The following is a 14664-nucleotide window of genomic DNA, read 5'->3' on the forward strand; positions in this document are numbered from 1 at the left end:
TCAACCACTTTTTGAAATTTATTTTCTCAAGCGTTTCGCTGTACACCGCTTCACATAAGGCTTTCGCTTTATGCCGGAAAGTTGCTTTACGGCGTTCCCCGTTGAAGTGGGGCGCATTCTACATTGCTGAGACAATGCGTCAACACTTATTTGTAATTTTAAGGCGTTTTTATTGAAATTCTTTTTAAACGCTTATTTTCACAACAATTCCCGTTTATTTATGCATCAGCAGAATGAATTTGTGAACTAATATTGTTCATTTTGTTATAAATGAGTAAAATTTCCAGCGCAAACCTATTCTCTATAACAATATTATTAAGGTAGCATTATGAAAGTCAGCTTAATGCAATGTGTTTTGATCAGTCTCGTTCTGGCATTTGTCGGTTTCTTTTTCACTCATCAGTTTCCGTTAGATGCGTATACGCCTGCAGTGGTTGCGGGTTCATTGTTAATCAGCGGTATTGTTACGCCATGGATAGCTTCTTTAATGTCAAATGGTAATACCGCTACTTCTTCTACAGACATAGAAATAGAATTGGATGACAACGTCTCTACTCTGTATGTAGGCAACCTGCCATATAAGGCGAATGAAGACGCCGTTAAGGCCTACTTTGAAAATCATATTCGGGTGCAGTCTGTCCGTTTAATGAAAGATAAGAAAACCGGAAAGCGAAAGGGATATGGATTCATTGAAGTTGTTGATGGCGATATAGACGCCATTATCGGTCAGTTCAATGATTCGGTATTTCAGGATAGAACACTAAAAGTTCGCCCTGCGAAGGATAAGATACCCGGCTAATCTACCGAATTAGTTTTTACATATAAAGAAGCCCCCAACTTTGGGGGCTTCTCTTTTAGTTAGCTGACACTTCTTAGTTTTCTGTTACATCGCCTGACAGCTTATTATTGTACAGATGGAATCGATTGATCGCCGATACCACATCCGGTACGTGTACATCGGTCATTTGGTTGATAACACCATTCACAACTTTTGAGTAATCGGTGCCAGCTTGCAGAGTCTTATCCAACAGATCCTGCATCGACTTCAATTGTTCAACATAGGCTTTTAGTGGCTCCAGCTTTTTCTTTAGCTCATCTTTATTATTTTGCTCACTTTCGTTTTGCTGATAGGCCGCTATTTTCTCGCTTACCTGTTTGCGGTCCAGCTGCAACGAAAAGCCTGCCAGTTCTTTTTCGTCGAAGCCCAGTTCCAACGCCTTGTTAAAAGCAGACTCAATGTCGCCATCAAAAAACGAGCGGCTTACATCTGTTATTTGCTTTAATAAATCGCTGATCGCCGTCAACTCACCTTCATCCAGCTCACCTTTAACAGCAAAGCTAATCCCTCGATACTCGGTGTACTGCAATGATTGGCTGTAGCTTACCGTACTGGCTGCTGGCGCTGTTCCATTGCCGGTGCCGCTATTTGTACCAGCGTTATAGGTATAGGACGAATTGTAACTTAGTTGACGAGCCTGCCCGAAATACAGCGACACTTCGTCTCCATCGCGGGTTCTGATCACCAGCCCGGCCTGCTCGGCGTTCATGTTTTGCGAAAACAATTGCTGAGCCATCACACCTGAAGCGGTGTCGCTGCCCCCAAGCACTTCATCTTCCAGTTCGTTAATGCCTTTGCCTATCGCATCACGACTTTTTTCGATACCCTGGGAAATCGTTGAATTCATCAGGCCTGCCAAATCCTTTTGTGCCATCGCTATGCCTTTGGCAACACCAGAACGCGCTTGTCCTATGAGGTCGGTTAACGTTTCGTCGTCTGCACCGCCTTTGGCTGCCCCGCGCACTACACCACCAACGAATTTAAGTACGTTGTTTGCAACTGTCTCAAAATCAAACATGGACTTAGACGAATCCGATGCCGTACCTGAGTACTGGCTGTTGTCAAAACGTCGTTCGTCCACAACCACATTCTGTTCCATTGAGGTTACCATCACCTTATTGGACACCGCTGTTTGAGACACGCTTAACTGAACAGACTGCGTGGATTGCTGAAACTCACGCGCCTGGCGCAAGCCCTCTTGCTGAAGCTGCTTGTTTAAGCTGGTTCTGGGACTCTCAACTTTCCCAGGATCGCTACTTACAGCTGGTATTGTATCAACTGTCATAATAAAACCCTCTCTCACCTCACTGAGGTTATCGGCGGGAACTTGCGTTTATTTAGTATAGCGCATCAAAATTGGCTATTTTTTAATCTCACATGGAGCACAATAAGCAGTAAAGTGGACGTTTTGCCAAAACACTCTACAATGCCGCTCTTTAATTGTAGGGGGTAAATCAGACTATGCAGGTAAACATGCAGACAGACTATCAGACACAACTCGACAACAAAGCCAATGCGTTGTCGGCATTGCTGGCCCCTTATTACGGTAATATCCTGGATGTATACGCCTCTACTCCGCAACACTATAGGATGCGCGCTGAATTTCGCGTGTGGCACGACGGCGATGATCTCTATCACATCATGTTTGACCAGACTTCAAAGGAAAAGTATCGGGTTGATCAGTTTCCACCGGCTTGTGTAACCATCAACAAGTTGATGACACGCTTATTGGAATTAGTTTCGCCTTCTGATGTTCTGCGCAAGAAGCTTTTCCAGATAGATTATCTGAGCGGACTTTCCGGGCAATGTGTTATCAGTTTGCTATATCACCGTCAGTTGGATAGTACCTGGGAAGAAGCCGCAAATACATTACGCGATGAACTGAGCAAGACATTCAATGTGAGTATTATCGGCCGGGCGCGTAAACAGAAAATGATTATTGGCAATGACTTCATCATTGAGTCTCTGCCGGTTAACGGTAAAACCTACCAGTTCAAGCATATCGAAAACAGCTTTACGCAACCCAATGCACAAGTGAACTGCAAAATGCTTGAATGGGCGATTGCGCAATCAAAGCCTTTGTCGGGCGACTTGCTTGAGTTGTATTGTGGTGCGGGTAACTTCTCAATACCGTTAGCGGGTGAGTTTGACTCTGTTGTTGGTACCGAGATTGCCAAACCTTCTGTAGATGCCGCTCAGTATAATATTGCCGTTAACAATATCGATAATGTACAAATTGCGCGTTTGTCGAGTGAAGAGTTTGTTCAGGCAATGGAAGGTAAAAGGGAATTTGAGCGCCTTAAAGGCATTGATTTAGCCAGTAAGCGTTTTTCAACGGTATTAGTAGACCCACCCAGAGCGGGCTTAGATCCGGATACGCTGGCGATGATCAGCCAGTTTGAAAACATCCTTTATATATCGTGCAATCCGCACACACTGGTTGATAACCTGGCGGAATTAACCAAAACCCATGAAGTAAAACGCGCAGCACTGTTTGACCAGTTCCCGTTTACTGAGCACATGGAATCCGGGGTATTTTTACAAAGAAAGTAATCTGAAACTGCCCGTTTAATCGGGCAATTTCTGCCAGAATGCTAAACTTCCTAGTTGAATAAAACGCAATTGCTTTTTAACTCGCTGACTGATGGCTGCTTTTAATATAGCGTCGGCCTCCAGTGCATCTGCACCGGCGCTAAATACCAGTCTGACCATGGACTCGGCCTGCAATACGGCGATGTCGTGCGGTATCTTCAACTGTTCAATAATGTAATCACTTAATTCATCGGTAAAGTGCTGAATTTCACGGGATACGGCTAAACGGTAAGCAGCAGAAGTTCCGGTATGTTCGCGCAATAAAAGTCGGAATACGTTGCTGTTCGCCGTAATGAACTCCATAAAGGTGTCAACCGAAGTGTCGATTACGCCGCCACCAGAGGCTATGCGACGTCGCGCCTGTCGCATTAGTTGCCGCAATGCTAATCCAGCCTCGTCCACCAGTGTCAGCCCTAATTCGTCCATATCCTTAAAATGGCGATAAAACGACGTAGGTGCAATACCCGCCTCGCGGGCAACTTCACGCAGGCTGATCGCAGACAAGGTACGGTTTTCGTTAAGCAGTTGAAATGCCGCATCTATTATACTTTGGCGTGTTTTTTGTTTCTGTTCCTGGCGACTCAACAGCAGTCCTCTCTTCATTCTTAAGGCTAATATTACCCCTATTTTCCTTGCGAAACACGCGATTTAAAGCTAAATTAGCGTACAGTTGTAAGCTGAGTTGTATCTTATGAAAAAGCCACGTTTAATTATCACCAATGTCCTGGTGTTTATTATCACCGGACTCATCGCGTTTGTTGGTGTGCCCATTTGGGCAGTAACGCAGGGATTTGACACCACTGAAATTATTACCACTCTCGTGTTGTTTTATGCAACGGGCATGTCGATCACTGCGGGTTATCACCGCTTATGGTCGCATAAAACCTACGATGCGCACCCTGCTGTAAAAGTCATACTGGCTATAGGTGGCGCAATGGCGCTGCAAAACAGTATTTTACACTGGTCATCAGATCACCGGATTCACCATCGTCATGTAGACGAAGACGACAAAGACCCGTATTCAGCGGGCAAAGGTCTGTGGTTTTCGCATATTGGCTGGATGCTGCGAGAGTATCAGGCTCATCGCTACGACGATTACAGCAATTGTAAGGATTTGCAGAAAGACAAGGTAGTAATGTGGCAACACAATCATTACCTAGCCATTGTGCTTGTTGCTAATTTTGGTTTAACCGGCTTGTTAGGCTGGTTAAATGGCGATGTGTTCAGCATGATTTTACTGGCCGGCGTATTCCGCTTGGTTGCAGTGCACCATGTAACGTTTTTTATAAACTCGCTTGCCCATTACTGGGGGAGTCAGCCTTACACCGACTCAAACAGTGCGCGCGATAACGGCATTTTAGCGTTTTTCACCTTTGGTGAGGGTTACCATAATTTTCACCATATTTTTGAATATGATTACCGCAATGGTATTCGCTGGTATCAGTTTGACCCAACAAAATGGCTGATCAAAGGCTTGTCTTTTTTAGGTTTAACAAGCAATCTGCGCACATGCCCTGAAGAGCGAATCGAAAAAGCCCGGGCAGCCATGCAGTTAAAACGCGCCAGCCAGAAAGTATCCAAATTGCCAAACGCAGAAGAAGTGATGCAAACACTTCAAAAAGAGTACGATCTGTTGCTTCAGAAAATGACGGACTACTACACCACGAAAAAGCGTATTATGAACTTGCGCAAAAAGCACCTGATACGCAGCATGGAACGTCTGGAGCTCGATTTTAAATACAAAGAGCTTAAGCAGTCACTCATTCTGCAAAAGGAAAAGTGGCTGAAACTGTCGCAGCTCGAAGTCCAGTTCGCTTAATCCTTTCATTGATTCGAATGAGCGGCAACATGTTTACGGATGTTGCCGCTTTTTTTTACCCCAAACTTGAATTTTCGTCGAAATAGTTAACACTTTAGTATAAGAAGACACAAAGAACCGTGTTGTTTTTTAAGGTTTGGCTATTCCCCACAGCATATGGATATATGCGCTTGTCCGCGTAACACGCCAACCAGTTTGTAAAACAACTGGATTTCAGTGTTTCCGCTAAACTCTAAGCTGGAATGCTTGTATGAATGAACTGTTTGAATTTTCTGAATCACAATGCGAAGCGTTTATTTCCACCGAAGACAAGTGGAAGGTGCTGAGTGTAGAAGATGACCAATCCTATCAGGACGTACTGGCCATGGCCCTGTCTGATCTTTCATTCATGGGTAAAGGAATCGAGTTAATCAGGGCTAGCTCAGCAGCACAAGCTGCCACCATTCTGTCTAAGCAGAGGGATATTAGCCTGATTCTGTTAGATATCATCATGGAAACTGATGATGCAGGGTTGTTTCTAATCGATACCGTCCGCAACATCCTAGGCGATTCACTTGTACGTATCGTGCTGCTGACGGGTCAACCCGGCATTAATCCGCGCCAGGACGCCATGCAGGATTATGACATTGCAGAATACTGGAATAAAGCGGACCTGAATACAGAGAAATTACTTAGTGTTGTGATCAGTAACTTACGTACCTGGCAAATGTCGCATGAGCTGTATGCCGCCCGCCGTGGGTTACAAATGATAGTGGATGCATCCAGAGCGTTAACGGCAAAACAGGATATCGATGCTTTTGCCCATACGGTACTGGAAGAAATCGCGCATGTGATTAATATTCCCAACTCGGGAGGGATAGTGTGCGTTCTTACAGATGACCAGTGTAAAAACATCACTAAATCCCCCATAGTGGCTGCTAGTCAGCATTTTCGGCCATTAATTAATGCCGAGCTAGAACATATCTTTTCGCTTTATTCCGGCGACAAGCTCTCGTCAATTCAACTCGCGGTAACCAACTGTATTAAAACCCAACAACACGTTTTCGATAAAAATATATCCGTGCTGCTTTTTGATACCAGTCAATTCGATCATCAACGCTACTTAATGGTCATCGATTCTCCACATAATCTGGACGAAAGCCATCTGACCCTGCTGCAGGTATTTGCAGAAAACATCAGCAGCGGATTTGTAAACCAGGCACTCATGGACCGACTCAGCAAGCTTGCCTATTTGGACGAGAATTTTGGCATACACAATCGCAACTGGCTCATTCGGGAAATCAAACAGTTAAGCGAGTCACAGAGAAGTGACTGCTCACTTCTATTATTTAGATTGCAGAATCAGGATGCCATCGAAATGATGGTGGGTAACGACTACGCCAACGATATTCGCAAAGCCTTGGTGATCTCGCTTAAGAAACAGTTCCCCGCAGCAATACTCATGGCAAGTTGGGATGATGACACCATTGGCGCTGTATTCTCCAAACAACAGGTTCCCAAAATTTACGAAATTGAGCAATTCAGAGGGCTACCTTTAGTGCTCGACAAAGTAGACATTCAGCAGCAAATTCAGGTAGGTATTCTGCATTTCAGTGATTTACCGTCGTTGTCTATTCATCAAATCGCCATTGTTGCCAATTTAGCGTTGAATAAAGCGCGGTTCAGAAATCTGCATGTTCTACAGTTTGATACCAAAATGCTGCAAGGTCTCACCAACCGCATGAATATCCTGTCTGAACTAAAAGGCGCAATTTCCGCCAGGAGCGGTTTTCACTTAGCTCTTCAACCTAAAATCGACATGACCAACGGTAAACCTGTGGGTTTTGAAGCGCTGCTAAGATGGCAAAGACAAGACGGCTCGATGTGTCCTCCAAATGATTTTATTCCCATTGCAGAAGCCTCTGGCATGAGCCTTGAATTGTCTGAAATGGTGCTGGGAATGACAATTGAAGCAATCCAGCGTATTCAATCAGCCGGTTATCGGTTGCCTGTGTCTTTCAACCTTGCAAACAATGATGTTTCGCATCCTGCCATTTACCGCACAATTGAAGCCTACATTGATACAAAGCAAGTGAACCCATCCTTGCTGGAAATTGAAGTCACTGAAAGCCAGGCTACCCGTGATTACCGCGTACTCAACCCCATCTTGTCTAAATTTATAAGTTTGGGGATCAAAGTAAGTATTGACGATTTTGGTACCGGTTACTCATCGTTGTCGCAACTCACCAACCTGGTTGCCACTACCGTAAAAGTTGACCGCCAGTTTGTCCAAGACCTCACTAACGGGGATCACGAGAATGCCCTGCATGTTATTCAGATGATTGTGCGTGTAGCACATCGCTTTAATTTCGACGTAATTGCAGAAGGCGTAGAAACCAAAGAACAAGAAACGTTGTTACTTGAGAATGATTTTCGCTTTGCGCAAGGGTATCTGTACGCCAAACCTATGCCAATACCAGTATTACTGGATTGGTTAAGCTCGCATCCCCCCTGCTGAGTTATATGGAACTGGCAAAACTTGAGCAGCAGGGAATTTTACGAAACATATGGAGCTTCGTGTGGGTTCTGTTTGTCATTTGTGTTGCAGGCATTATCGGCTTTCTTACCTATACCGACCGGCTATCGACATTCAAGCAGCCCATTCAAATAACGCAGCGCTCTCAGATTGATGCAGCCTCTGTGCTGATCAATCGAAAAATTAGCGAAATTGAAACGGTTATGCGCCTGTTTAAACATGAACTGGAACTGCTTCAGCCAAGCAAACGTGTTATTTCGCATGCATTTAAAACACTTTTTAAGGTGTATCCGGAATTACTTCAAGTGCGCTGGCTGGACTTACAGGGAAATGAAATTGTCAGACTCGAATTAACACACGACGGTACGCTGGTGGAGGTTGATGAATCGGCACTACAAAATAAAGCATCCCGATATTATTTCACTGCCGGCATTTCATTGGTACCGGACGAAATATTTATCACCCAGATAGACTTAAACGTTGAAAATGGCGTAGTACAACGCCCGTTTTATCCTACTGTGAGGGCCGTCACCAAGGCAACACAGGCCGAACTTGGCACGGGCATCCTGGTAATAAACTTCGACTTAAGACCGCTACTTGACAATCTGAATACACTGAATACGGCAACGAGTTACCTACTTGTGGGAGCAGGTACATCAAAATGGATACTGCACCCTAACCCGGATAAAGAATGGACCATCGATCTAAGTACGCCGCCGGCAAATATTGTGTTGGAAGTACCACATTTATGGCATCAATTGTCTACCCAGGACAGTGTTCCAAGCCAGACAATAGGCAATCATATTATTACGGCACAACGCATCAAATCCTCTCATCATGAAGTCGGAGGTATGCAGGAAATCTATTTGTTGGCAAAAAGCAAAGATGACTTGCTACCAGGTTTGAAATTAAAGGCGATGAAGTACGCATTCGCAATGTCATTCGTTCTGTGTGCCTTTGGGCTAATTGTGCTTATTTTGTACGTTAAACATTTCCAACGATTAAAAGGCCTGAGCAAAGCACTCAAAAATGAAAGAGACTCACTAAAAACAGCGTTAGCACAACAGAATTTGCTTATAAGCGAATTGGCCGAATCACAGAAGCTATCGTCGTTAAGCATCATGGTAGCCGGGCTTGCACATGAGCTTAATACGCCGGTTGGCGCCACGCGAATGGCCCTTTCTAATTTAAAATCCTTGCTGGATACGCTATCTGAACGAGCAAAAAATGGGCTAACCAAAGCGCAGTTTGAGCATTTTATCAGCCAGTCTGAAAAAGTAATTTTACTGGCCGACAGCAATAATCAACGCGCGATTAATCTGGTGAAGAGTTTCAAGCGCCTATCTTTTGAACGCGCTAAAGACGACAATTCAACGTTTAATGTGCTAGACACAATTAACATTCTCAAACAAAGTATGGCGGGCCTATTCAAACAACATCACGTCACGCTGGAAGTACATATTCCGGAAAATATGAATATACAGGGAGACGCGGGCGCTTTTTCTCAGATAATCCAAATATTGATTACGAACGCGATGGATCATGCCTTTGGCGCTAGTACTGCTAACAAGATTGCCATAGTAGCCACTCAAAAGAACACACACGTAGAAGTACGGGTAACCGACAATGGTGCAGGCATCCCTCCTTCCCTTCAATCAACGATTTTTGATCCTTTCATCACCAGCAAACGCCATAAGCAACATACGGGTTTGGGGTTGCATATGGCAAAAGCATGGATGTATCAGGCGTTTAAAGGCGACATCAAGTTAACTGATTCAACCGAAGGCGGTACGCAGTTCACTTTAGTGTTTCCGCAACCGCAGAACGAATAATCAGGTTTGAACCAACGAATAGTCTGGGATTTAGATTTTACATACCTTTCCTGACATAAGACCTTTCGTTACCAATAAAACCCTAAACATATCAGCTATTTTTGGCTAATATGGAAAAACATCCATAAATGAAATTCAACACTTCAGCGAGCGCAGCGCACGATCATGACAACCAAGAAGACCGCAAAACCTAAATTTCAGTTTGACGCAATTGTTATTGGCACCGGCCCGGGTGGTGAAGGCACGGCAATGCAGCTCGCAAAAGCCGGTAAACGTGTTGCGGTTATTGAAAAGTACAGCGCCGTAGGTGGAGGTTGCACGCATTGGGGTACCATTCCATCAAAAGCCCTGCGTCACTCGGTAAGCCGCTTGATTGAATACAATTCTACGCCGTTATTCGCAGACAACCACGTATCGCGCAATCTGACATTCTCAGACATTATGCAGCACGCGAGTGGCGTGATCCGCAAGCAAACCCGTTTGCGTTCATCGTTTTATGACCGCAACCGCGTTACACTTATTCACGGCGAAGCCAGCTTTATCGATCAACATACGGTCGAAATTTTGCGCGCCGACAATTCAAAGGAAATCATTACTGGTGAAAAAATCGCCATCGCTACCGGCTCGCGTCCATACTGCCCTAAAGATATCGACTTCACTCACCCGCGAATTTATAACTCCGACACCATTTTAAATCTGGATCACGAACCTAAAACCGTTATCATTTATGGTGCTGGTGTAATCGGTACGGAATACGCCTCGATATTCAGAGGTCTGGGCGTAAAAGTAGATTTGGTTAACATGCGCGATCGTTTGCTGTCATTTTTAGACGCAGAAATCTCTGACGCATTGAGTTATCACCTGTGGAACAACGGCGTAGTAATTCGTCATACCGAATCCTACAGCTCAGTTGAAGGCAGAGACGACTGCGTGATCCTGAATTTGGACTCTGGCAAACGTATGCGCGCAGACTGTTTGCTGTTTGCTAACGGCCGCACTGGTAATACCGACATGCTTAACCTTAAAAACGTGGGGTTAAAAGCAGATTCCCGCGGCTTGCTTAAAGTTAATGGCAACTACCAGACCGAAGTAGAAAACATCTATGCCGTTGGTGATGTAATTGGTTATCCCAGTCTGGCTTCAGCTGCCTATAATCAGGGACGCTTTGCTGCGGAAGCCATGCTAAGTGGCAACGCAAATGCGAAGTTAGTTGATGATATCCCTACCGGCATTTACACCATCCCTGAAATCAGTTCTGTGGGTAAAACAGAACAAGAATTAACGCAAATGAAAGTACCATATGAAGTAGGTCGCGCTCAGTTTAAACACCTTGCGCGAGCACAAATTGCTTCAACCCAGGTTGGCAGTCTAAAAATCTTGTTCCACCGGGAAACGAAGGAAGTGCTGGGTATTCATTGCTTTGGTGAACGCGCTTCTGAAATTGTGCACATCGGGCAGGCAATTATGCAGCAGGAAGGTGGTGGTAACACCATAGAGTATTTTGTAAACACAACCTTTAACTACCCCACTATGGCCGAAGCGTATCGGGTTGCTGCTCTCAACGGGTTAAACAGGGTATTTTCTGACTGACAAACAGACTGATAGGCAAGGTGATTATCGTTATAACCGTACTGATAATCACCTGCTATACAGCTGAAAACAAAAAAACCGGAACAAAGCTCCGGTTTTCTGTTTACAATGCCTTAAGCAATTAGCGATTCGGCTGTGCTAGTGTATTTTTTACTAGCAATGCATCCCGGTGAGCGACGATATCAATTGTCATTTTTTTAGCGTCAAACGTCATTGTGGCAATGGCGTACTCTGCCGAGTTTGCGTTGGCTACCTCAACGATAGATTGTTGAGCGGCTTTAAATTGCACGTTGTTACTTATGGTATCAACCATGCAGCTGCTGTTAATTTCGAACGTTTTGGCATCCATGCAAGCAAAAGCTTTATCGTTACCTGCCTCAGCGTTAGCCGTGAAAGCACTTGCGGCCAACACAGAAGCTACTAATAATTTACGCATGGGACTTCTCCAGTAATTAACGATAAATTCATACTACTGCAATACTGGCGATTGATCAATTAAAGAACATACTTTTGTTACAGCTTTATGACAACCAATGCGAATAATAAAATATACTTAGGTACATTCCATCATACCCTGGCAAGTATTCAACAATGCACCCTATGCCAGTCCAACTTGCCACTACCGCCTCGGCCTGTTATTCAACTCCATCCCAACGCTCGTATACTCATTATTGGGCAAGCCCCAGGCCTGATTGCGCATAACAGTAATAAGCCCTGGAATGACCCAAGCGGCGACCGTTTAAGAGACTGGCTAAATGTGTCGCGCGAGCAGTTCTACAATGCTGAATACTTTGCCATTATGCCAATGGGGTTTTGCTATCCGGGTAAGAAACACGCTGGCGACGCACCGCCGAGACCAGAATGTGCACCGGCCTGGCACGCAAAGATTCGGGCGTTGCTTCGTCCTGAGCTTACCATTTTAGTGGGTAGATATGCACAGCATTATTATCAGCCGCAATTTGCCTCTATTACCGACGCGATTAATAATAGCTCAGCGGCGGACAACACCTTTGTGTTTCCTCATCCGTCCGGACGAAACAATCGTTGGCTAAAACAAAATCAGGTAGCGCTGAATAGTCAAATCAGCGCTGTTCGGAATAAGCTCGCTCGTATTTTAAATTAAATAAATGCTAAGCGTGACTGGCGTCGTGATCGGCGAGGAAGTCGATTAACTGATTAAACGGCATTGGCCTACCAAACAAATATCCCTGTGCTTCGTCACAGCCTAATTTGATCATGTGATTCGCTTGTTCGCGCTTTTCAATGCCTTCGGCGATCGTAACCAAGCCCAATTTATTGCCGAGTGTTACAATGGTTTCTGCAATTAATGCAGATTCACCAACACCAATGTCTTTTACAAACGAACGATCCACCTTTAAACGGTGTAACGGCAACTTTTGTAAATAACTCATTGACGAGAAGCCAGTGCCAAAATCGTCAATGGCTATGGTGACACCAAACTCTTTCAAATCGGTTAATGCATCGATAACGATTTGCGGCTCGTCCATTACCACGCTCTCGGTGATCTCCAACTCCAGTAAGCTAGGTGGCAGCGCGTACTCTGTGAGCAACCGCTTCACTTTATCCACAAAATCGGGATCCCGGAACTGAGGAATAGATACGTTAACGGCAACGCGTAAGTGCGGATAACCTAATTTCTTGAGCTCCTGCAAGCGTCGGCACGACTCTTCCAATACCCAGTGGCCAATGTCAACAATCAACCCTGAATACTCTGCCAAAGGTACAAACTCAGCAGGCGAAATGTAACCACCGCTGCCATCCGGCCAGCGCAACAGTCCTTCCATACCGACTATTTTTTCGCTTGCCAGTTCAATTTGAGGCTGACACCAGAGTTCCAGTTTACGGTTAGCAAAATCGGTACGCAATCGACGAATCAAATGCAAACGCCAGGTCGTTTGCTCTTCAATTTCAGGTGCGAAATACTCAAAATTAGTAGTGGGTATTTTTTTTGCACGATTCAGGGCGATATTAGTTCGCTTTAACAGGTCAACGCCCGGTACTTTTTTATTGTCATCCAGTTCACACAACCCGATTGTTACATTAAGGGGAATAGTGTGGTCATCTGCGGTAAAGGATTGTTGAAATGCTGCCGTGATCTTCTCTGGTGTTACCACATCAGCAGGCCCTAATAAGCCGAATATGTCAGCTGCAATGCGCCCTTTGTGGACATCACTGCCAAAGCTCTCATTTAAACGGTTTGCTACCGCTTTTAGTAACTCGTTGCCTGTTTCCTGACCAAGTCCGTCGTTGATATCAGAGAATTGATTAACATCCACTAACGCAGCGCACAACCCTTTTCCTGCACCACCATGCGAATGGGTATCCAGAATTTTAATAAATTCATTTCGATTCGGCAGCCGTGTCAGCCAGTCTCTGAAAGCAGCATTTCTTAACTCGTGGAACAGGTACACATTTTCATAGCCCACTGAAATACTGCTTAAAAAAACTTCCAGTAGCTGTTTATCGAGATCACTGATGCTGTGAGACAAGTTTAAATAGACAGCGGCTTCAAAACCCGAGCTATTGAGGTACAGAATAGATACGCCATCGTCGAAAATATGCGCTTTGGATTGCAGGCAACGAGATACATTGTGCACAATTAAATCGTTGTGGAGCTCTTCTATTCGTTCGTTGATGAACTGGGCGTAGTCGCCAGCAGCACCCAAAACGTAGACGCCGTCGTCGTCACGATCCAGCACTGAACCGGCTCTGGCACACACTATCCCTTCAGCCTCCAGACCAATCAGCGAACTGATCTGTGTCACTATTCCTTCGCAGAAGCCTTTAACGGAGTGCTCTTCTAATAAGTTTGCAGATGAATGGATGATTTTCTGCAAACCAAGGCGGCTTTGATTAATAGTAAGAATTTGCTGATAAGAACGAATAGACGAAATGACCGTCGTGAGCAACTTGGCCCGAGTCAGTTCGGTTTTCATTTTATAATCGTTAATGTCGTAGGTCTTTATGATCTGCTCTTCGGGTGCAAATCCTGGCTGACCGGTGCGCAGAATAATACGTGGTTCGTGTAACTTCAGCGTTTCACGCAGGTACTCAACTACGGTTAACCCCGCGTCGTCGGTTTCCATTACTACGTCAAGCAGAAGAATAGCGATATCTCGCCCATGTTCATCCAGCATCGATTTGGCTTGCTTGCCAGAACTAGCGTGAAGAAAATTCAGAGAGCGTTCATGAACAACCAGGCCAGACAGGGCAAGTTTGGTAACAGTGTGAATTTCTTCATCGTCATCAACAATAAGAATATTCCACTGCCGCTTATTTTTATCATCGAGCTCCTGGTGACTGTCTTCATCCAGGAAAACCAGCTCGTCGTTATCGTATTCCGCTGACATCAGTACTTTGGCATCTCATACACATTAACCCCATCCTACCGCCTAAAAGCGAATTTGCAAAGCAATCTCGCTTTACACTAAAGTAATACAGATATACATATCTGCGC

11 protein-coding genes are annotated in these 14664 nt (G+C 44.8%); 7 read left to right on the forward strand and 4 right to left on the reverse strand.

Going from position 1 to position 14664, the window contains the following annotated elements:
* Positions 1–355 precede the first annotated feature (355 nt).
* Entirely contained in the window at positions 356–799 is a 444-nt protein-coding gene (locus tag FJ444_RS14495; protein WP_370298058.1) for an RNA recognition motif domain-containing protein, read from the forward strand.
* Between the two features lie 73 nt (positions 800–872).
* Here FJ444_RS14495 and FJ444_RS14500 read toward each other — a convergent pair whose 3' ends face one another.
* Positions 873–2123 carry a DUF5610 domain-containing protein gene (locus FJ444_RS14500; protein WP_140959358.1) on the reverse strand — a complete coding sequence of 417 codons (1251 nt, stop codon included), beginning with the start codon at positions 2121–2123 and terminating at the stop codon, positions 873–875.
* A 176-nt stretch (positions 2124–2299) separates the two neighbouring features.
* On the opposite strand from FJ444_RS14500, the gene trmA reads away from it, so the two are divergent.
* Entirely contained in the window at positions 2300–3391 is a 1092-nt protein-coding gene (gene trmA, locus FJ444_RS14505) for a tRNA (uridine(54)-C5)-methyltransferase TrmA (protein ID WP_181405179.1), read from the forward strand.
* 15 nt (positions 3392–3406) lie between these two features.
* On the opposite strand, the gene fabR is transcribed toward trmA, so the two are convergent.
* Entirely contained in the window at positions 3407–4015 is a 609-nt protein-coding gene (gene fabR / locus FJ444_RS14510; protein ID WP_140959614.1) for an HTH-type transcriptional repressor FabR, read from the reverse strand.
* Positions 4016–4121: 106 nt separating this feature from the next.
* Between fabR and FJ444_RS14515 the strand changes: the two genes are divergently transcribed.
* The 4 genes from FJ444_RS14515 to sthA all read left to right on the forward strand — a co-directional run bounded on the left by FJ444_RS14515 (position 4122) and on the right by sthA (position 11186).
* Complete coding sequence (locus FJ444_RS14515; RefSeq protein WP_140959362.1) at positions 4122–5249, forward strand: fatty acid desaturase; 1128 nt, start codon at positions 4122–4124, stop codon at positions 5247–5249.
* Between the two features lie 250 nt (positions 5250–5499).
* On the forward strand, positions 5500–7746 hold the full coding sequence (locus FJ444_RS14520) for an EAL domain-containing protein (RefSeq protein WP_140959364.1): 2247 nt from the start codon (positions 5500–5502) through the stop codon (positions 7744–7746).
* Positions 7747–7805: 59 nt separating this feature from the next.
* Positions 7806–9596, forward strand: coding sequence for a sensor histidine kinase (locus FJ444_RS14525; RefSeq protein WP_181405180.1), 1791 nt, complete (start codon positions 7806–7808; stop codon positions 9594–9596).
* A 165-nt stretch (positions 9597–9761) separates the two neighbouring features.
* On the forward strand, positions 9762–11186 hold the full coding sequence (gene sthA / locus FJ444_RS14530; RefSeq protein ID WP_140959368.1) for a Si-specific NAD(P)(+) transhydrogenase: 1425 nt from the start codon (positions 9762–9764) through the stop codon (positions 11184–11186).
* A gap of 121 nt (positions 11187–11307) precedes the next feature.
* Here the strand turns inward: sthA and FJ444_RS14535 are convergent, their stop codons facing one another.
* Positions 11308–11622, reverse strand: a complete 315-nt coding sequence (locus FJ444_RS14535) for a pyridine nucleotide transhydrogenase (protein ID WP_140959370.1) — start codon at positions 11620–11622, stop codon at positions 11308–11310.
* Positions 11623–11709: 87 nt separating this feature from the next.
* Between FJ444_RS14535 and FJ444_RS14540 the strand changes: the two genes are divergently transcribed.
* Positions 11710–12309 carry a uracil-DNA glycosylase family protein gene (locus tag FJ444_RS14540; protein WP_140959372.1) on the forward strand — a complete coding sequence of 200 codons (600 nt, stop codon included), beginning with the start codon at positions 11710–11712 and terminating at the stop codon, positions 12307–12309.
* A gap of 7 nt (positions 12310–12316) precedes the next feature.
* On the opposite strand, the gene FJ444_RS14545 is transcribed toward FJ444_RS14540, so the two are convergent.
* Positions 12317–14557 carry an EAL domain-containing protein gene (locus FJ444_RS14545; RefSeq protein ID WP_140959374.1) on the reverse strand — a complete coding sequence of 747 codons (2241 nt, stop codon included), beginning with the start codon at positions 14555–14557 and terminating at the stop codon, positions 12317–12319.
* Positions 14558–14664 lie beyond the last annotated feature (107 nt).

Source organism: Aestuariibacter sp. GS-14, from assembly GCF_006494365.1.
GTDB lineage: Bacteria > Pseudomonadota > Gammaproteobacteria > Enterobacterales > Alteromonadaceae > Alteromonas > Alteromonas mangrovi.